This window comes from Parabacteroides timonensis (genome assembly GCF_900128505.1).
Classification (GTDB): domain Bacteria; phylum Bacteroidota; class Bacteroidia; order Bacteroidales; family Tannerellaceae; genus Parabacteroides; species Parabacteroides timonensis.
This window is the reverse complement of record NZ_LT669941.1, coordinates 4,441,569-4,462,657: the sequence shown is the minus strand read 5'-3', so window position 1 is coordinate 4,462,657 and position 21,089 is coordinate 4,441,569. Positions and strand designations below refer to the sequence as shown.

Genomic DNA, 21,089 nt, shown 5'->3' with positions numbered 1-21,089 from the left:
GTATTAATCTCTAATAATTACAAAGTTATGAATAAAGTATCTTTGTCGGGAACCTATTACCTAAAAAAATCACGACATAAACATTTTTTCAGAATTATGAGAATAACCTCAATCCTCTTGTTTGTACTGATATTTTCATTACATGCAATCGATTCGAGCTCACAAAATGCACGAATTAGCATACGGGCCAACAATACATCTCTGAAAGAAGTATTGAATACTATTGAAAAACAGACAGACTACCTGTTCGTATATAATGTGAATGTAGACACGAACTTAAAAGTTGTAGTGAATGCCAGAAACCAGCCGGTCAAACAGATTTTAGACAATCTATTTTCTACAATAGGACTGAGTTATGTGCAGGAGGGATCTTACATTGTTGTTTCCTCATCGGAAAAAAACGAAATCAACCAGCAGCGTACTACAATTACTGGTATTGTCACAGACATAAACGGGGAACCGATCATCGGGGCTAACATTGTAGAGAAAGGGACAACCAATGGCACAATAACAGATATAGAGGGTAAGTATAGTATAGACGCATTATTGTCGTCTACACTGCAAATCACTTATATCGGGTATAATCCGCAAACCATCGCGGTAAATAACAGACGGGTGATCAATATCCAGTTAAAAGAAGATAGTCAGGCAATCGACGAAGTTATTGTCGTAGGATACGGTGTGCAAAGAAAAGGAAACCTTACCGGATCGGTCGCTGCTATTAAATCAGATAAACTGACAACGGCCCCGATTGCCAACGTAACCAATGCACTGGCCGGACAACTGCCCGGATTGTTAGCCAAACAAAATAGCGGCCAGCCCGGCTCCGACGGCAGTTCATTAAGTATTCGCGGATTTGGTGATCCTCTGATAATAGTGGATGGAGTGGAGTCCAGTTTCAATAATATCGACCCAAATCAGATAGAGTCTATCTCGATACTGAAAGATGGTGCAGCCTCTATTTACGGAGCTCGTGCCGGAAACGGGGTACTACTGGTGACGACCAAACGCGGACAAGATCAAAAGCCGACGATCACTTACAACGGATCATTTACGATCCAGGGAGTTACCGATATGGTAAAACCAGCCAGCTCAGGTCAAAGGACACAGATGGAACGCGAAGCGTACCTGCAGAGTGGTCAACCGGAAGCCGGTGCCCCCTGGACGGCAGAGGCGGTAGATAAGTTCTTTGCAGGCAACGATCCGGCTTATCCTAATACGGATTGGTTCGATTATGTATTCCGCAAATGGGCACCTCAACAGAATCATAACTTATCTGTCAGAGGAGGAAGCAGTAAAATCAAATATATGGGTTACTTCGGTTATACCGACCAACAAACCATGATCAAAAAGAATGGTGGAGACTACAAACGTTATAACATCCAATCGAACATGGATGCCGCTATTACAGACCGTATCAATCTGACCATCGACTTGACCCTGACTTACGAAGATCGTAACTTCCCTGTCAGAGGCATGGGAAATGAGGGACATTTGTGGCAGGATTTATACAATACCAAACCCTGGTATCCGTCCCAGTTACCGGACCCGACCAAGCTTGCCTGGGGTGGTATCGATGTGGGCAGTATTGCCGCCACCTCCAATTCGGACCTGACGGGCTATAACCACAACAAGAAACGTGATTTAAGAGGAGGTGTTTCCTTGTCTTACGATTTCAAATATGTCAAAGGGCTGAAGGCTAAAGCATTTATCAATTATATCGACGATGAACAGTATGTAAAGGAATTTACAAAACCAATCAAGTATTACACCTACAATACAGCGACGGACACGTACAATTATGCGGGTAACTTTAAAGAAAAAGCAGAACTCAGGGAAAGGACGTACCGGGGAAGCATATTGACTCAACAATATTCGTTCACCTACGACAACCTGTTCAACGACACTCACCGTGTCTCCGGTTTAGCTTTGTTCGAGAGTATCGATTACTCCAATAATAACTTTATGGCTTACCGGAAAGATTTCCTGACTCCTTCCATCGAACAATTGTATGCCGGTAGTACCTCGGGAATGAGTAACGATGGCTCTGCCAGCGAAATGGGAAGAGCCAGTTTTGTTGCAAGGATCAATTATGCATTCAAAGACCGCTATTTGATTGAAACTATCCTGCGTGCCGATGCATCTGCCAAATTCCCGAAAGATAGCCGTTGGGGATATTTCCCCGGAGTATCCCTGGGATGGGTCGCCTCACAGGAAAGTTTCTTTAAAAACCTGACCTTCGTCGACAACCTGAAGTTAAGGGTTAGTTACGGTCAGTCCGGAAATGATGCCGTAGGTAATTTCCAATATCTGTCGGGATATGCGATGAGAGGGACTTATTTATTAGGTGACACCCCTGTCTCGGGGCTTTACTCAACAGGCCTGGCTAATCCGCTGCTTACCTGGGAAAAAATGTCTATCTATAACGGAGGTATCGACTATTCTTTCCTTGGCCGGAAAATTCATGGCTCCATCGAAGGATTCTATCGTCAACGGGATGGCATACCGGCAACCCGTACACGCTCACTGCCTTCTACCTTTGGCTCCGCGCTGCCTCAGGAAAACCTGAACAGCCTGAATGACCGTGGATTTGAACTAAACCTGGGAACGGAGGGTAAAGTTGCTGATTTCTCCTATAATATCAATGGTAACATATCGTGGTCACGATCCAAATGGGATCACCATGAAGAGCCCGATTACGAAGATCCTGATCAAAAAAGAATCAATCAGTTGTCAGGACAGTGGACAGACCGCGCCTTCGGTTATTCAGCCGAGAAGTTATTTACCAGCCAGGAAGAGATCGATGCATTGGAATATACTTATAGTGCATTAGGCGGTAATCACTCTCTTCGTCCCGGAGATATCAAATACAAAGACCTGAACGGAGACGGCGTATTAGATTGGAAAGACCAGAAAGATATCGGAATGGGTACAATGCCACACTGGATGTATGGTCTGTCGATGGATTTAAGATACCGCAACTTTGATTTCTCTGCTTTATTTCAGGGAGCATTCGGATATTACACCAATGCATCTTTAGGCTTTGAAACAGAAGTAAAATATGATGAACGCTGGACACAGGAGAATAATAATCCACAGGCATTGATTCCTCGATTAGGAGGCTCGACATCCAATGGCTGGACTTCCGATTATTATTACAAGTCAACCTCTTACTTAAGACTTAAAAATGCTTCCTTGGGATATAATGTACCGAAAGAAATACTGGATAAGGTCGGGATCGACCAGGTTCGTATTTATGTTGCAGGCACCAACCTGTTCACCATAAGCAACATACGAAAATACGGCATAGACCCTGAAGCTCCGAATATTGGCAATAAACTGATGTATTATCCGCAACAGCGCACATTCAGTTTTGGATTGAATTTATCATTCTAACAGAAAATAAAGTATCAATAATATGAAAAAGAAATTAGTTCTATTCTTAATCGGATTATGTAGTCTGACCTCTTGTCTGGATGATATCCTGGATAAGAAACCGCTGGATATTATTTCAGATGACGTGGTATGGAATGATCCCGTAATGATCGATGCTTATCTGGCCCAACAATATATGCTGACAACAGTCTTTACCAATGAGGCCAGCGATTATATAGAGAGTTGGTCGGCAGGTTCGCCTGTCGATGGGAAATGGGAGATCCATACCAGTGAACATGGATACGGTCCGCTGGTCATTAACAACATTGCGGACGAAGGCAAAGGTGGCTGGGAAATTTCCGGGAATGCCGGAAGCTACAAAACCGGGAAACTGAATATTAACGGAGGATTTCTCGAATGGTGGGAATACCCTTACTATATCATTCGTAACCTGAATCAATTTATTGAACGGGTGCCAGACTCGCCTATTGACAGCGAAACAAGAACGCTCCGTGTAGCTGAAGCACGTTTTATAAGGGCGTTCAACTATTTCTCAATGGTCAAGCGATATGGCGGTGTTCCTCTAATGACGAAAGCGGCTTCCCTGGATGACTCCGAAGATGTTCTTTACCCTAAACGGAATTCGGAAAAGGAACTGTACGACTTTGTCATATCGGAAATGGATGCAATAGCCGAAGACCTGGCAGCTACCACCGACTTCGGACGTCCAACAAAATGGACGGCACTTGCCCTGAAGAGCCGGGCTGCTTTATATGCCGGAAGTATAGCCCAATTCGGTTCGATGCAGTTGAATGACTTGTTGGGAATACCTCAAAGCCAGGCCTCCGATTATTACCAGAAAGCTTTTGATGCTTCCCAGGCTATCATAAATAGCGGAGCGTTCCAGCTATATGACCAAGATACTGACAAATCGCTTAATTTCAGGAATATATTTGTTAAGAAGAGAAATAGCGAAGTCATATTTGCCAAACAACACAGTTATATAGATGCTTTAGCAGGTGGAGGAAATACATGGGGATATGATTTCTGCCAACGTCCCAAACCACATGGGTGGAATCTGGGAATGGGTAATACGCCTTACCTGGAGATGGCTGAAGAATTTGAATATATAGACGGTAAACCAGGCAAACTGGATCGGCAAGCTATTCAAAATGGCCTGTGGAGTATGGAAGAACTATGGGGAAAGAAAGATCCCCGGTTTGCAGCAACCATCTATACGATGGGAACTCCCTGGCGGGGCGGAAATGTTGACTTCCACAAAGGCTTGATCGGCGGAGACGGTAAATTGTATGAAAACGACGGGGAAGGCTACGAAGGCGTTAATGCGATGGGAGACCAGAATATCAATGCAGGGAATTTTGGCACTGGTTTCGGAGTGATGAAATATCTGGATGAAAATGTAGATATCGGTAGTACATGGTCTAATTCCGGGACAGATTTCATTGTATTCCGTTTTGGTGAAATTCTTTTGAATTATGCAGAAGCGGCATTCGAGTTAGGTAAATCGGGAGAAGCCCTAGGTGCTATCAACCAACTACGAACAAGAGCGGGTATCGCTACCAAAACGACAATCGACCGCCAGGCAATACGCCATGAGCGGAAAGTCGAATTGGCCTTTGAAGGACACAGATACTGGGATCTACGCCGTTGGAGGGAAGCTGAATCCGTTTTGTCACAGTCATTCTCGGGACTAAGATATATACTCGATTTTAATACAAGAAAGTATAAACTGGTTGTGTTGGACGATATTGACGGAGTTAACACTCCTCCTCGCTTCTACAAACAGAATTACTATTTCCCAATCACATTAAACAGGACCGGCGCAAACGCGAACCTCTTAGAAAATCCAGGTTATAATTAAATAGAAAAGATCTTTCCGGTTTTCATTCCGGAAAGATCTTTTTATTCTCTTCATTACATTCATATAGCGAGATTACAATGAAAAAAATATTTTTGTTTCTGACTATACTATATCTTTCGTGTTCCAACGGTATTCATGCACAATCGATTAAAGTTGAAGATTTATGCAAAAACAGTTCGGCACTGAATTCGAATATGTGGTGGAAAAACTCTCTTAAAACCCAATCTCCATTGATCTTCGAAGTTCAAACGAATAAATATGCATTCAAATTTGATTATGAGAAACTGGTCTTCAACAGTTTTTCTATTTCCGGGAGTAAACAAGAGATAGATAATAACCCTCCCGATATTTCATTTGGAATAGAAACCTATGGCAAACTTTATCCGTGCAAACAATCTTCTTTACGGGTAGAAGATTGTCAACTCATTCATACCGGACGTTTCCTACAACACCGTTTTATCAACTGGATACCGGAGTTAAACGGTTGCGATCCCTACCAAAGCGGGCTCGACATTATTTCATGGAACGATCGCTTAACACTTTCCTTACGGGTGGTTCCAACGGTGATCCTTCGTTCGAACGCTATTGTTATCAATTATACAATTCCTTCTAATTACCAGAAACAATCCTCTCCCGAAGGATGGACAGTCTACAAGCACACAACAGGAACCGGTGGGTACATAATAACCAAATCCACCGACAATACCCATCTTTCATTTTCAGGAAACAAAATAGAAGCACGCCTGAATTCAACTCAAAAACTCCAACCCGAACAACTCTATCAGACAGGGCTTATCATCTATCCGGTCGAAGATGTGGAAAAGGAACTGAACAGCATTATCCACCAAGAAACAAATCCTCTGGTAGTAAGTGCCGAACAAATACAGCCGGTCAACACTTCTTTAATAACTCAATACGATCCGGCAATGGGATGGCATTCCATCCAGCTTCGCAATGACATTTCCGGTGAAACAGTCAAAGATAACGACCGTATGGAGCAGGTTAAATTTACGATCGAGAATAATAATTCCTCGGAAGCTACGGTCAGATTAAATTTCTCAAAAGAAAACGAGGTCTACGCGGTCCCCGGTATTTCGGGAATAATAAGAGATCAGGAGGGTTACCCCACAGGCATTCCTGTCCAACTATCTAAAAACTGGCATACCACTGATTTCAACAATTATGACTCACACCTTTATAAAGGGCCTTGGTTCCACGGACTCAGTGTCCTTCGTATACCTGCCAACAGTAAAATAACACTTGAGTATTCAGGGGTGAATGCACATTGGGGAGGCGTACCTGCCGCTTCTCATGCTCAACTTTGCCTTGTTGGCTGGGGAAGTAACCAGCAATGGGATCAATCGGCAATCGGTGCATGGGGAGAAAGTATATGTTATGAACCGGATCTGGACCAGGCATCTGCCGCCGTACTGGATGTTCGTCCGTTGCTAATCGTCGATCCTAAAAGACAACAATGGGGATGGACAGGAAATGTAGGGGGAGCCGATATTTTAAATCTTCGGAGAAACGACGGTACCCGGGCATGGCATACGGCAATGAAAACTGATTACAAACGATATTGCCCCAATCTTACGGAAGTCATATATTCCGGTAATATGTTAGATCAAAAAATAGATTTTCAGTATGCAACCTCTATCACCCGGTCTGACGACATAACCAGGGGAATATATAAAATCCGGATGAATGTAAAGGACAACATAGAGTTTGAAAAATTAGATATATTCCAATTAGGAGCAGCCACTTATCATTACGGTTTTTCGAAAGAGATTGCTCTAGGAAATGAAAAAGGGCTTATAAAGAAGTGGAAAGCAAATAATAATACACACCCTGTAAATGACAAAAGCAAGAAGTCTTTTTCCGGGAATACTCCCTGGTTCTTCTTATACGATTCACCTATCAGTAAAGATCAGGAAGGACGTTTTGTCTCCGGGAATCGTGGTTTCATTATCCGGAAGTGGGATTCCAAGGTCAATGGAAAAACAAATATTCCTCCTTATTGGAGTGAATACATTACGACAGAAGGAGCACATGGCGATCCGTGTTCTATCATCACAGTAACCCTTCCCGAAAATTGCCGTACTTTATCTGCGGGGGATTATATAGAAGCTGAAATAGAATTATTTGTTACGCCTTTAACCGGTGATGATTATTACGGCCCTAATACCTATTTTAAAACGGCCTTATCAAAATTCACCAACAAATGGCCCCTTGCATACAGGGAAGCAAAAGGAAATAACATTATTGTAACTCCGGTAGAAGGAACAGTAGAAGATAATTATCCTATCGTCATTTCTGCCATAAATGATCAGGCTCATTTCAAAACAAAAGGAGGAATAGGTTATGTTCCCATCACAATCCGTCAATTATCCGGATATAAAAAACCGGCTCTATACACCAAAAAAGGAAACCAGTGGACACAGATCGACCAGTCTACCTACGGTAATGACTATTGGCAAACAGATTTTGATCCGACATCCGGAACCTGGGAAATGACTTACAACATCCGGATGGACTCAGAAGGCGATAAACCGGTAGAAAGGGAGTTTAAATTTAAGATAGGAGAATAGGTAACTACCAATCATTTTCTGCATAAGAGGGGGAGGGATCCTTCTAAGAAAAAAGCGAACTACTTAATAATAAAGTAGTTCGCTTTTTATTGTGGTCCCACTTGGGCTTGAACCAAGGACTCCCTGATTATGAGTAACACAAACAATGTTTTTTCTTATTATCCCTTGTTCTTTTTTGCCCTGAATAATATTATATATATTTGTATTTCAACAACTTGCAAAACACAATTGTTTTTTCTAACTTTGTCCTGTTATGAAATTCAATAACACCTAAATAACACCACAATGAACAAAGTAGACCATTTTCTAAAACCCATTTTTACAAAGAAAATTGAAACTATCTCTATCGGATTGATACTCGACCAACGCAAACATGTCGACTACATCAAGAGTTTAAAAGAAACCGAAATACTTAATGATATAAACGAATTAAAAAATGAGGTAACAGTACTACCTGCCGCCATACGAGTCTCATTCTCTTCAGATAAATTCCACCTTTACTTTTATCGTACAGGCGGAACTTTTACTATTTATGAATGGGAGAAGCTAAGACACGCAACAGGTTCCAGCAACTTTGCCAAACACCGTAAAGAGCAGGAAAAGGTATTTGATAAAGTGTGCGCCACTATTAGAGAACTTCATGAAATTAAAGCCTTTAACATTGAAAATTTAAAAAAGAAACTCACCGGTAGATTAGACCTAAACTTCTCTGAATTTTGGAAACAAACAATAGAAAAGCTTCGCCATGAAGGTAGAGCAGGAACAGCGGACAGCTATAACAATGCATTCAATAGCTTTTCCAAAAGCGTAGGGTTCAATATATCATTCAGTAATATTGGTTTTGACATTGTAGATAGATGGACAAGCAAAATGACCGATTGCGGTTTATCTCAAACTACAATAGGAATATATCATAGAGGAATGAGAGTTGTTATAAATGAGGCTATGAGATTAGGCTACATAGAACTAAATCAGTATCCTTTTGGCAAAGGGACAGATAAAGTTACTATTAAAAAAGGCAGAAGTAAGACAGAAGCTTATCTACCAATATCTGACATACTTAAATTAAAAAAATACGACGCCCCTGACAAACGGGAAAAGCATCAAACAAAATGGATTTGTGAGGCCATAAATATGTTTCTCTTTTCTTATCTTGCCAATGGAATGAATCTAATGGATATTTGTTTACTCACATATAACGACCACTATTTTAACAGCATGGGCAAAGAATTGATGTTTGTTCGTAAAAAGACAGAATCAACATCAGATTCAGAAATTCAGATTATTATACCTATAATACCCGAACTGGAAGAGATACTCAATCACTACGCCTCAACTCCTTCAAAAGATAATTTTGTTTTTCCGAATTTACTAAAAGGAGAAACTAACCCAATCAAAATAAAGGCTATTGTAAAGGATTTAAATGCAGATTTTGGTTTCCGTCTAAAAAAGGCGGCTAAAGAAGTAGGATTATCAATCCCCATTTCAATGACCTATGCAAGGCACAGTTTTGCAACCAATTTGACACACGCTGGCGTCTCAGAACGATATATTTCTCAAGCCATGGGACATAGCAATAAAAATATTACAGGAGGTTATATAGCTCCTTTTTCACCACAAAAAAGAATTATGTTCAACTCTATGTTACTAATTCCTGAATAAATACGGCAATAGTAAACATTGCCGAATCTTGATCGTATAACACTGTAAATCAGATGCATAACAAAATTATGTAAGGTTCTTGATTTAACCAATGCCAGTAGCTTACTTTGCACTATGAAACTGTAGTCAACAGATATAACTATTTAACAACAGTTTCACTTCATGCTAGAGAACGCATATTGCGGGGCAAGCAAAAAAATCAAAGAAATATGACATATCACGAAATTATTTTAACAATAGATTACGAACAGATATCCTCTATTGTTGCTAAAAAGGTTGTGGAAAAGCTAAACAGTCAATGCTTACTCCAACATCAACCATCCCCAAAAAGAATAAGTGGAATCAGAGAACTGGCGAAACATTTGGGCTGCTCTGTATCAAAGGCTCAGGACCTAAAAAACAAAGAAATAATTCCATTTTACACGATCGGGAAACGTGTTTTTTTCGATCCTGATAAAATAGATGAGGCCATTAAAGAGAGAAAGGATACAGGTCATGGATAATGAAGGAAGAAACTTTCAGTCCCAAGAGAATGAGAATGAGGATAAATATCTGAATTGCCGAGTAATAATAACAGAGCAATTCACCGAACCTGATCCTATAATTAAGCAAGGAGATAGAACAATTGTTTCAAAGGGAAATATAGCAACTATCATAGGTAAGCCTAAAGCTTTCAAAACATTCTTAACATCTTCCATCGTAGCAGCCTTTCTAGAAGACGATGTATTTAGTATAAGTGGAGTAGGAGACACTTGTCTTTTCATTGACACAGAACAAAGTCGAAGCCATGTCAATATGGTACAGAAACGTATTTATAGACTTTGCAATTGGAAATTAGAGAAGTCTAACAATAGACTAATAATGTTATCCCTACGCGAATTTGAGGCCGAAGAACGTCTAAGAATCAGTCTAAAGGCAATTGAACAACTGAAACCAGATTTGATTATTATCGATGGCATTCGCGACATGATACGAGATTTTAATGATTTGAAAGAATCTGCTTATATCACTAGTTGTTTAATGGCAATCTCAACAAATCACCAGTGCGGAATAATCACTGTTCTGCATCAAAATAAAGCCGACAACAATGCTCGTGGACATTTAGGATCAGAATTATGTAACAAATCTGAAACTGTTCTACAGGTTGTAAATAGTAGTGGGATAGCCACGGTTTCTTCTATTCACAGCCGTAATAAAGGAATAGAACCCTTCTCTTTTTCTATTGATAACACAGGATTGCCAATTGCTTGTAAGATACCCAAAATAGAAGAGGAGTACAAAGAGCTTTATGACCTAATGAAACAGGCTATGAAAGATCGTCTTTGGTGGTCCCGTAATGAACTAAAGGGGCAAATTATGCAAATAATAGCCCCCAAAGGTTACAAAACTGCTGAAAGGAGGATTAAAGCGGCATCTGATTGGGGTATATTAAAAAAGAATCAGGCAAAAATGTATATTCTTCAGGAGCAAGAAGCTACTACTGAACAGGAACTTGACATTTGACAAGACGACACACCTATATATAGGTGTGTGTCGCTTTGTCTTAAAGACTTGTCAAAAAGAAGACAATATAAACCGCTATCATTCAGTATATTATGTTTTGTTTTGTCTAAATTGTCAAATACCTGTCCAAACTAGGACAAACTATCTTTGTCTTACAACAACAACAACGAGTTTATTTTGAAAAAGCGGCTCTTGTGGTTTAATATATAAGCTTTTTCATCATTTAATTACTGTAAAGGAACAGTATTAATTATCATGTATAAATATAAATCATTTTATCCTGTTTATGGGTCGAATAAAAAGTATTATAAGATCTTAAACAAAGAAGTCAGTAAACAAATCTGGCGAGTAGTCAATCGATATAAAGACGATGAAGACTCTTTAGGCAAAGTGCTAAAGACGACTATAGATGAGGTGCTTACTAAGTATATTCATTTCTATAACCCGTATATCTTATTAGAAAAAATGATAATATCATATGACAAAGTGCATCCCAATATCCAAGATGACAAGATTAAACTTCGATTTCATTGGTTTTGGATTGGTAATAACAAAAAATTAGAGGAACATAGAGCCCTCTTTAGGTCATCTATCGATCAAAAAGGATCTCTTGTATGCCCTTGATTAATTTACTGCCTCAAGCAGAACACCGGCACAGTACTCCCCAATACTCGTGCCGGAACTGCCACAAATGGGAGCGCTGTAAACTAGGGGAGAATAGACCGGCATCATTAACTGCTGATTATGGCCTTTACGGTTGTATTGAGCACCAATTAAATAGTAACGATGAGAAGAAAAAAGTATAAAAAGTGGGGCGAGCAAAGGCCTATAAGATCAGGTTGGACACTTGTAAAAAACCAAATTGATCTCCAAACACGAACCGCATTGGTTCTTTATGTAATGGGGTGTTACCCTATGTCAGAAGCATACAGGTTTGCTTTCAATTTTCAAGGAAAACCATCATCCCTTGGACCTATAGCTTCCAGATGGTGGAATGATCCTCAAATACAAGAGTATGTCCGTATCTTTGCCCGTTGTTTAGCTTATGAAGGATATGAAGTTAATTTAAAGATAAAGCAGTATTAATCTCTTAGCATATACAAATTAAGTTATAGTATTGACAGAACATTCCTACCCCCTGTATAAAGGGAACAATATTTATTATTAATCTTTGGTCAGTATTCTAACGTTTTGTATATTTGTGCACCATTCGAATTGTACGAATGATTTTTTTACATAAGCCTAATCGTCATCGAACTCCTACATCGACCAACAACAGGCTTTCAGACTTACTCATTGGGTTAGTGTATCTATGCCATAGGCGTAGAGCTGCACCATTGAGTAAGTAGGCTGTAGGAGGCCTAGATGACGTATGGCGGTAGCTCTACGTTTTTTTTATGCTTGTAAATGGAGTGACTGCTGAATTAAAATGTTTTTTGATTTAGTATTAACAAATAAATTTTACAAGTTATGAGAAAGAACTTTATTTTATTGCTCACTTTAATCATCACTATCTGTGCTGGATGCTCTGATGATGAGAAACTCGACTTTGATAAGGATATTCTTATCGGGAAATGGAAACTAACGAAAGTGGAGATCAATGGCTCTTATGTAGATGTGACAAAACCACCTTATTCCTACACGATAGAAGCCGCTTACGCGACCTTTAATTCAGATGACTCCTACTACGGGGAAGGATATTTTGGGAATGGCAAAGGTAACTATAAGGCTTCCGGCAAAACTATTACTTGCTACATTGATGGTAAAGAATATGTGAGATATCAAATATTGAACATATCTGCGAAGGAATGTGAATTAGAAATGTTTCTTGACAAAGACAGCATGAAAATCATCTGTACGAAACAATAATACTTAGCTATACTATACAAACATTCTTATACAAGATGTTTTTTAATCCACTAATAATACGATCATGAAAAAAAGTTTATTTACATTGGCTATGTTAATAGTATCATTAACCTCTTTTGCAGAAGGTCACATATTTGTACTTTCTCCGTCAGGTATGTTAAGCACCAATCCAGAAACTCCAGACTACCTCATTTTTGATTATCCCGAATTTTCCCAAAGAGATCTTTATGAGAAAGTGCTGTTAACGGTGGGAGAACATTTTACATCTCCCAAAGATGTTTTATCAACAGTTGAAAACAAGCAAGTTTCAATAGCATGTACTGTTGGTAAAGGAGTAAAAAGGACAGACTTTCATTCGTTTGATATTTCATTCAAGCTAGTATTTGAATTTAAGGATAACAAAATAAAAGTAAATGCGCCAATTATAAACAAAATGACTACTGTAACACATAAATATCAAGAGATGTTCATTAAAAAGAATACCATATCTATTGGAGGAGATGAATTTTCAATTTACAATATGAAAGGAAAACTGAAAAACGAAAAAGCGAAAAAGTCATTGGAATACACAGTCAACAGTACCATCTTAATGATTTTAGAAGGCGTTTTAGACAAGGCAGTTCACAGTGATTGGTAATTATTTCAGATGAATCGAAAAGGGTCAGAATTAATTTTTTGACCCTCTCGTTATCCAAGTTTAATACAAAATATGTAGAAAACAATTGATGAAAAAAATTTCAGGATCAGAAACGTATATATTATTAGTAGACCAATTACCCCTCCCACCCTTCACTGGAAAGTTCCTCGATCAGACAGCCATGAAAAAATCCTGCATATCCAGCGCTCAAAACAGAGACAAACGTAATTCAATAACACCTGCATAACACCGCAAACAAAAAAAGCAGTCACTTATTTAGCAACTGCTTGATTCTCAACGTGGTCCCACTTGGGCTTGAACCAAGGACTCCCTGATTATGAGTCAGGTGCTCTAACCAACTGAGCTATAGGACCGGTATTTCAGAGGGTTACTCTGAAATCGGGTGCAATATTACGACATTTAATCGGATTTTGCAAGTATTCTTGTGAAAACTTTACTTTTCAGCAGCTTCCTCACCACCAAATTCCATCAGATAAGCCTTGATGAATTCGTCGATCTTGCCATCCATGACACCGTTCACATCAGAAGTCTGATAGTTGGTACGGTGGTCTTTCACACGACGGTCGTCAAAGACGTAGCTACGGATTTGTGATCCCCATTCGATCTTTTTCTTACCGGCTTCAATCTTGGCTTGTTCAGCCAGACGATGTTTCAACTCTTTATCATACAGGATGGAACGCAACTGACGCATCGCGTTTTCACGGTTCTTAGGCTGGTCGCGCGTTTCCGTGTTTTCGATCAGGATCTCTTCCTCCTCACCTGTGTAAGGATCTTTAAACTGGTAACGCAGACGAACACCGGATTCCACCTTGTTCACATTCTGTCCACCGGCACCTCCCGAACGGAACGTATCCCACGAAATTGCCGCAGTTTCAATCTTCACTTCGATCGTATCGTCCACCAACGGAGTGACAAACACGGAAGCGAAAGAAGTCATACGTTTTCCCTGTGCATTATACGGAGAGACACGAACCAGGCGATGTACACCATTCTCACTTTTCAGGTAACCGAATGCATAATCACCTTCGATGTTGATCGTTACCGTTTTTATACCGGCTTCATCCCCTTCCTGTAAGTTGGCGATAGAGACTTTATAATTATTGGATTCAGCATAACGCAGATACATTCGCATCAGCATGGAAGCCCAGTCCTGGCTTTCGGTACCGCCGGCTCCGGAGTTGATCTTAAGGACACAACTCATTTGATCGGCCTCATCACGAAGCATATTCCGGAATTCCAGGTTTTCTACCAGTTCCAACGCCTTGTTGTAAGCAGCATCAACCTCAGCTTCAGTGATAATTTCCTCTTTTACATAATCATAAGACAACTGCAACTCTTCTGCGGCATCATGAACCTCGTTATAAAGTTCAATCCACTTTTTCAGTTCCCTCACTTTCTTCATCTGAGCCTCTGCCCGCTTGGCATCCTCCCAGAAACCGGGGTCCTGCGTACGCAATTCTTCTTCTTCTAACTGGATGGTCTTACCATCTATGTCAAAGATACCCCCTCAGCGCGAGCTCGCGCTCCAACACATTCTGTAGTTGGTCTGATGTTATCATACTCTTGTTCTTCTTTTAAATTTTGTGCAAAGATAGAAAATTAATCGTCAGTTTACTCTGCATACATCGCTTCAATCTGATCGGCATATTTCTGCAGGACAACCGGACGTCGTAATTTCAAGGTATCGGTCAGCTCACGCCCTTCCATAGTAAACGGTTGGGGAAGCAAAGTAAACCGCTTGATCTTTTCATAAGAAGCCAGATTCTTCTGATGTTCTTCAATATGCGATTCTATCAGACGGATAATATCATTGTTGGCAACCAATTCTTCACGACTGCCGTATGTTATACCTTTCTTCTCAGCATACTCTTCCAATAAAGGATAAGCCGGAACGATCAAAGCACTGACAAACTTACGCTGATCGCCGATAACAGCAATCTGCTCGATATATTTATCACTACTCATCTCCATCTCGATGGCCTGGGGAGCAATGTATTTACCATTGGATGTTTTATAAAGGTCCTTGATGCGCTCTGTAAAGAACAACACATTACCTTCCAGGCGTCCGGCATCTCCAGTACGGAAAAATCCGTCTTCCGTAAACGAACGGGCGTTTTCTTCCGGCTTGTTATAATATCCGGTTGTTACCGTCTTTCCTTTTACCAGGATTTCACCATTGCTTTCATCTATTTTCACTTCCACACCCGGCATGGTTTCACCGATAGAACCAAACTGGAAACCTATCTCCGGATAGAAACATACGGTTGCCGTAGTCTCACTCAAGCCATAGCCATAAACAATAGGGATATTAACAGACTGCAGGAATTCGTTCACCGTATCGGACAATGGAGCACCGGCCACAGGAAACAGACGTCCCCTTTCGATACCCAATACCTTTTTCAACAAAGTGAAAACAGTCTTGTCGTAAAATTTAAACTTGGATTTCAGACAGAAAGGAGCCTGAAGTCCTTTATTCTTATATTCCAGATTATATAAACGTCCTGTTTCTATTGCATCCAGGAAAATCTTTTTCATAAAAGGAGCAGAAGAATTGATCTTCTCATGAACTCCTACATATACTTTTTCCCAGAAACGAGGTACATTACACATCAAGGTCGGATGAACCTCCGGCAATGTTTTCTGGATCTGCTTCGGATCCTGATTGATGGCTATCTTCACCCCTTTATGCAGACAGTAATAAGTCCAGGCCTTTTCAAAGATATGGGTTAAAGGCAGGAAACACATCGACGTATCCTTGTCGTTTACCATCGGCAGACGGATATCATGAATGCGCATTGCTTCCAGATAATTGAAATGGTGGAGAATAACCCCTTTCGATTCGCCGGTAGTACCGGAAGTATACATGATAGTTGCTACGTCATCAGGAGTAGCTTCATTGGTACGGATCTTTACGGTAGTCTCCGCATGTGCATTATCCCCCAAACGCAAAAAATCATCGAAATAGATAGACGTTTTATCGTCCGGATTGAATTTAACAGCTGAGTCAAATACCACCAGGCGTTTTAACACAGATGATTCTTTCTGGACTTTAAAGGCATTATTATATTGTAACTGTTCGCCCACAAATAAGGTGTGTATATCCGCATCATTGATAATATATTCTATCTGGGCCGGAGAATTAGTGGCATACATAGGGATAGAGACTACCCGGTTGCCATAAGCTCCAAAATCGGTAAACAAACATTGCGGCATGTTCTGAGAATAGATACCAATTTTCTCCTGTACCTCTATTCCAAACTCTGCCATCGCTTTTGCTGTAAGCATTACATACTCAGAGAAATCTCTCCATGAGATCTTTAACCATTTTCCGCTTTCATTATCGCGGTATTTCAAAGCTGTACGCGAGCCATATTTTTCAGCCTGCCGGTGAATTAACTCGGCATAGTGGTAATATACCATAATTCTTCTTTTTGAATTGATACAACAAAAGTACGGCTTTCCTACTGAATAGCAACACATTCCCTCCTTTTTTTACACACAATCGCACTTTTTGTGCAAAAAACATTTCCGACATATTACGGACACAATAGAAAGAGCATGTTAAAATAGAATAAATATAGTAGTATGTATTGCATAGTACATAGGCAATACATATATTTGCATCATAAAACTATAAGAGATGAATGCAGAGAACGTAAAATCACAAATGAGAAAAGGGACACTGGAGTATTGTATCCTCCTGCTTCTCAAGAAAGAGCCGGCTTACACCTCTGACATTATTCAGAAGTTACAAGAGGCTAAATTGATTGTAGTTGAAGGCACCTTATATCCCCTTTTAACCCGGTTAAAGAACAGCGAATTATTAAGTTATCAGTGGATAGAATCGACTCAGGGACCGCCTCGCAAGTATTACCAACTCACAGAGAAAGGTGAAGAATTTCTCGGAGAACTGGAAAACTCCTGGCAGGAACTAAACGAAACAATCAACCACATCAGAAACAATTAAAACAGCAAAACAATGAAGAAGACACTTACTGTTAATTTGGGAGGAACAGTTTTCCACATTGACGAAGATGCATATCAGCTATTAGATAAATATCTCTCCAATTTGCGTATACATTTCCGCAAAGAAGAGGGATCCGAAGAGATCATGAACGATTTCGAAATGCGCATATCCGAACTTTTCGGCGAACGGGTCCGCCTGGGTCATGAAGTCATCACGATCGAACATGTCGAAGAGGTCATCAACCGCATGGGAAAACCGGAGGAAATATTTGAAGAAGAGAAAGAAGATGAAAAAGAGACTACGGGTAAACGCGTATTCCAGGAACAGGTCATTACCGGTAAGAAAAAACTGATGCGTGATCCCGACAACCGGGTGATCGGTGGAGTTGCAGCTGGCATTGCCGCTTATATGGGCTGGGATGCCACAGCCGTCAGGTTAGCCATGATCCTATTACTCTTTATTCCTTTCGTACATTGGATGGCTATTTTATATCTCGTACTCTGGTTGGTAATGCCGTTAGCAAGAACGGCAGCCGATCGATTAATCATGCGGGGGAAAAGCGTCACACTTGAAACTATCGGACAAACTGTTACAGACGGTTTCGAAAAGGTATCGAATAACGTAAACGATTATATCAGTTCTGATAAGCCAAGAAGTTTTTTTCAAAAAATAGCTGACCTGTTTGTTACAGTGTTCGGCTTCATCCTGAAATTCGGTGCTATATTGGCGGGTATTATTCTATTACCTCCTCTCCTGCTCGTTGTATTCATATTATTCATTGTAACGGTCGCATTACTCGGAGGCGGAGCCAGTGTTCTGTATCATCTTTCACCGTTCGGAATGGATTTATATAATGGAGAGCCTGTTTATATGGTCATCATCGGTTGCATCGGCACTATATTATTGATTGGCATACCGGCAATCTCCCTGCTTTATGCTATATGCGGACAACTGTTCAATCTGAAACCGCTTCCCAATTCAGCAAAATGGACATTACTTGTCTTATGGATAATCGCACTGGCTGGTTGTGTGATCTATTTCGTACATGTAGGATTACCGGCTCTTACTCCTTATTTCTGGCAAAACGGTTACTCTATACATATATAGAAGGAAATAAAATGATTATCGTTTAAAATGTGTGTTTAAAAAAAGAAGGCCGCTCTGTCTCAGAGGGGCCTTTCTTCTAAGGTTAACAAATTTATGAGTAAAAACCACTAATGAATCATTTAAAAAACCACTATCTCTGGGCCCCTTAAGGTTACACAGAAATAGTGGTTACAAATATACGTATTATTTTTAATAAAAAAAGACTTTCACCAATTATTTGTACGCTTTTCTTATCAAGGCGGCGATTGAAGATAATTCATCCTGACTTATTGTCAATTTTTCACCTCCAAAATACATATCAGATTCCTTCGTTATAGGGATCAGATGGATATGGGCATGAGGCACCTCCAGCCCCATCACAGCCATCCCTACACGCTTACAGGGAATAGCTGCTTCCTGAGCACGGGCTACACGCTTGGCAAAAGCCATCATTCGCCCTAACAATGCGTCTTCCAGATCAAAAATGTAATCAATTTCCTTCTTTGGAATCACCAATGTATGCCCTTTTGCAACCGGGTTAATATCCAGGAAGGCAAAGAATTCTTCGTCTTCCGCAACTTTATGGCAAGGTATCTCACCAGCCACTATTCTACTGAATATTGTTGCCATATCTTATTGTATTAAATTGAAATTTCCATTACTTCGAAAGTCATTAACCCCGATGGAACTTTGATTTCCACTACGTCACCAACTTTCTTGCCCATCAGTCCCTGAGCGATCGGAGTGCTGACAGAAATCTTACCTTCTTTCAGGTTCGCTTCCGAATCAGACACTAAAGTGTACGTCATCACAGCATTGTTTTTCGTATTCTTGATCTTTACTTTGTTCAAAATCTGAACTTCGTTCGTCTGAACACGTGTTTCGTCGATCAAACGAGCGTTGGCCAACAAACCTTTCAACTGTGACAGCTTTGCTTCCATTATACCCTGAGCTTCTTTTGCAGCATCATATTCTGCATTTTCAGACAAATCTCCTTTATCTCTGGCTTCAGCAATCTGGGCAGAAATCTCAGGACGTTTCACGGTTTCCAAATAGTTGATCTCAGCTAAAAGCTTATTGTAGCCGTCTTCTGTCATATAACTAACAGCCATACTAAATCCTCCTAATTATTGATTATTAAATTAATATTTATACCACATATAAAAAAAGAATCCCGACCAACAACCTGGCCGGAACTCCTCTTTCTCTCTATTTAAGACTACGCAAAGATAAGACATCTTTTCAAAATGAACAAACCTTCGCAAGTGCTTTACAACATATAAATCTGATTGTTAGCGCGATACATTAAAGTACTGCTTTCACATCGGCTTCCAAGGTTTTCACGTCATCCACACGTTTAACCAGGTTGCCTTTGCGATCGAGTATGAAAATCGCGGGGAGTTGCTTCACGTTATACAATCCTGCAATCTGCGAATAAACCGACTGCGGATCACGCACGGTAACCCAAGGCAGATTAGAAGCAGCATTTTTCCAGAAATGGACATCGGAATCCAAAGATATCTGATAAATATCCAATCCCTGTCCATGATACTTTGTATAGAGTTCTCCCAAAGTCATATTCAAAGCCGGCGACCATTCTGCCTGATAAGCAGTAAAATTGATCACAACCGGTTTACCTTCAGCCACCGACGACAACTTCACCACTTCCCCTTTCAGGTTCGGCAGTTCAATATCGAGGAAGCTCACCTCGGTTGTTTTCACATTATCAAAGTTCACCGGACGCTGGGCACGAAGCACCTTCATCGACTGTAGTGTCAGATTATACAGATGTTTGGAACGGGGACTTCCCGGATAGAAATGATCGTAGCTGGTTGCTACGGCACCATAAGCCTTCACATCATTCTTGTCATACAGGTCGAAGAACAACAGACCGTCAATCTGCTGGAATAACGCAAAGTAAGCAGCAGTCGACATCGGTGCCGAGTAAATATATTTACGGGCAACATCTTTATAGGCCTCTGCCGTTTCCAGTATTCTTGCACGATAAGTCGTGTCCGCTATATGTTTATCTTCATATTCTTTACGCAACCTGCCGATAGCCTGGTTAGCATCTAATTGTGCCAGGGTAATCGCTTTGATCGCTTTCGAATTTTCAGAACCTTCCACGGTATATGAAGTAGCAAATGTACCTGCATCGGCAGCAATCGTGATCGTCTCAACCGAATCGATCGCAAAATTAATCCGCTGGTTATTCAGGCGCAAACGATAAAAATCAGGAAACGCCGGACGTTTATGATTGAATTTGAATTTACCGGCAGCCGTCAGCTTGACAGAGTCAAGAGTCTCGACATTCGATATACCGACGTTCTCCAGATACATGGTCTGCCCATCAGCTCCGGAAACAACTCCTTTCACGGTAAAATCGGATGCATTATTACACGCGGTGAATAACAGCATGCATATTCCGAAAACAAGCAGTAATTGTGCAGATATTTGTTTCATCATTTCTTCTTTACAATGTTCGTAATTCCGATGCAA

General features: G+C 40.4%; 16 protein-coding genes and 1 tRNA gene. 11 read left to right on the top strand and 6 right to left on the bottom strand.

The features are described from left to right. The first annotated feature begins 96 nt into the window (after positions 1-96). From BQ7394_RS25170 to BQ7394_RS25125, 9 genes are all read left to right on the top strand, one after another. Positions 97-3,396: a TonB-dependent receptor gene (locus tag BQ7394_RS25170; RefSeq protein WP_235848817.1), complete on the top strand. Its 3,300-nt coding sequence runs from the start codon at positions 97-99 to the stop codon at positions 3,394-3,396. Positions 3,397-3,418: 22 nt separating this feature from the next. Beyond that, positions 3,419-5,257 (top strand): RagB/SusD family nutrient uptake outer membrane protein, encoded by a 1,839-nt coding sequence (locus BQ7394_RS25165; protein ID WP_075559902.1) that lies wholly within the window; start codon positions 3,419-3,421, stop codon positions 5,255-5,257. Positions 5,258-5,334: 77 nt separating this feature from the next. Continuing rightward, on the top strand, positions 5,335-7,845 hold the full coding sequence (locus BQ7394_RS25160; protein ID WP_139317748.1) for a hypothetical protein: 2,511 nt from the start codon (positions 5,335-5,337) through the stop codon (positions 7,843-7,845). A gap of 285 nt (positions 7,846-8,130) precedes the next feature. Beyond that, complete coding sequence (locus BQ7394_RS25155) at positions 8,131-9,507, top strand: tyrosine-type recombinase/integrase (RefSeq protein WP_075559900.1); 1,377 nt, start codon at positions 8,131-8,133, stop codon at positions 9,505-9,507. Positions 9,508-9,716: 209 nt separating this feature from the next. After that, positions 9,717-10,010: a helix-turn-helix domain-containing protein gene (locus BQ7394_RS25150; protein ID WP_075559899.1), complete on the top strand. Its 294-nt coding sequence runs from the start codon at positions 9,717-9,719 to the stop codon at positions 10,008-10,010. After that, positions 10,003-11,010, top strand: coding sequence for an AAA family ATPase (locus BQ7394_RS25145; protein ID WP_075559898.1), 1,008 nt, complete (start codon positions 10,003-10,005; stop codon positions 11,008-11,010). Before BQ7394_RS25150 ends, BQ7394_RS25145 begins: the two co-directional genes overlap by 8 nt. Positions 11,011-11,796: 786 nt before the next feature. Continuing rightward, the gene (locus BQ7394_RS25135) at positions 11,797-12,096 is read left to right on the top strand and encodes a hypothetical protein (RefSeq protein ID WP_075559896.1); all 300 of its coding nucleotides are present in this window, start codon (positions 11,797-11,799) and stop codon (positions 12,094-12,096) included. 384 nt (positions 12,097-12,480) lie between these two features. After that, positions 12,481-12,879, top strand: a complete 399-nt coding sequence (locus tag BQ7394_RS25130) for a lipocalin-like domain-containing protein (RefSeq protein WP_075559895.1) — start codon at positions 12,481-12,483, stop codon at positions 12,877-12,879. Positions 12,880-12,943: 64 nt separating this feature from the next. Then, positions 12,944-13,516, top strand: coding sequence for a DUF4468 domain-containing protein (locus tag BQ7394_RS25125; RefSeq protein ID WP_075559894.1), 573 nt, complete (start codon positions 12,944-12,946; stop codon positions 13,514-13,516). A 300-nt stretch (positions 13,517-13,816) separates the two neighbouring features. Here the strand turns inward: BQ7394_RS25125 and BQ7394_RS25120 are convergent. The 3 genes from BQ7394_RS25120 to BQ7394_RS25110 form a co-directional block, all read right to left on the bottom strand. Further along, positions 13,817-13,890, bottom strand: a tRNA-Ile gene (locus BQ7394_RS25120). A gap of 80 nt (positions 13,891-13,970) precedes the next feature. Then, positions 13,971-15,096 (bottom strand): peptide chain release factor 2 gene (gene prfB / locus BQ7394_RS25115; RefSeq protein ID WP_097677889.1). Its coding sequence is split into 2 segments (ribosomal slippage): positions 13,971-15,032 and positions 15,034-15,096, totalling 1,125 coding nucleotides; the frame shifts between segments, so codons are not numbered across the junction. A 52-nt stretch (positions 15,097-15,148) separates the two neighbouring features. Continuing rightward, the gene (locus BQ7394_RS25110; RefSeq protein WP_075559892.1) at positions 15,149-16,957 is read right to left on the bottom strand and encodes an AMP-dependent synthetase/ligase; all 1,809 of its coding nucleotides are present in this window, start codon (positions 16,955-16,957) and stop codon (positions 15,149-15,151) included. 220 nt (positions 16,958-17,177) lie between these two features. Here BQ7394_RS25110 and BQ7394_RS25105 point away from each other — a divergent pair, with 220 nt between their 5' ends. After that, the gene (locus BQ7394_RS25105; protein WP_075559891.1) at positions 17,178-17,504 is read left to right on the top strand and encodes a PadR family transcriptional regulator; all 327 of its coding nucleotides are present in this window, start codon (positions 17,178-17,180) and stop codon (positions 17,502-17,504) included. A 12-nt stretch (positions 17,505-17,516) separates the two neighbouring features. Next, the gene (locus tag BQ7394_RS25100) at positions 17,517-18,611 is read left to right on the top strand and encodes a PspC domain-containing protein (protein ID WP_075559890.1); all 1,095 of its coding nucleotides are present in this window, start codon (positions 17,517-17,519) and stop codon (positions 18,609-18,611) included. Positions 18,612-18,824: 213 nt separating this feature from the next. Here BQ7394_RS25100 and BQ7394_RS25095 read toward each other — a convergent pair whose 3' ends face one another. The 3 genes from BQ7394_RS25095 to BQ7394_RS25085 all read right to left on the bottom strand — a co-directional run bounded on the left by BQ7394_RS25095 (position 18,825) and on the right by BQ7394_RS25085 (position 21,053). Next, on the bottom strand, positions 18,825-19,220 hold the full coding sequence (locus tag BQ7394_RS25095) for an HIT family protein (RefSeq protein WP_075559889.1): 396 nt from the start codon (positions 19,218-19,220) through the stop codon (positions 18,825-18,827). Positions 19,221-19,231: 11 nt separating this feature from the next. Then, a complete protein-coding gene (gene greA / locus BQ7394_RS25090) occupies positions 19,232-19,702 on the bottom strand; it encodes a transcription elongation factor GreA (RefSeq protein WP_028726457.1) in 471 nt (156 codons plus the stop codon). Positions 19,703-19,895: 193 nt separating this feature from the next. Continuing rightward, positions 19,896-21,053, bottom strand: a complete 1,158-nt coding sequence (locus BQ7394_RS25085) for a TlpA disulfide reductase family protein (protein WP_075559888.1) — start codon at positions 21,051-21,053, stop codon at positions 19,896-19,898. Positions 21,054-21,089 lie beyond the last annotated feature (36 nt).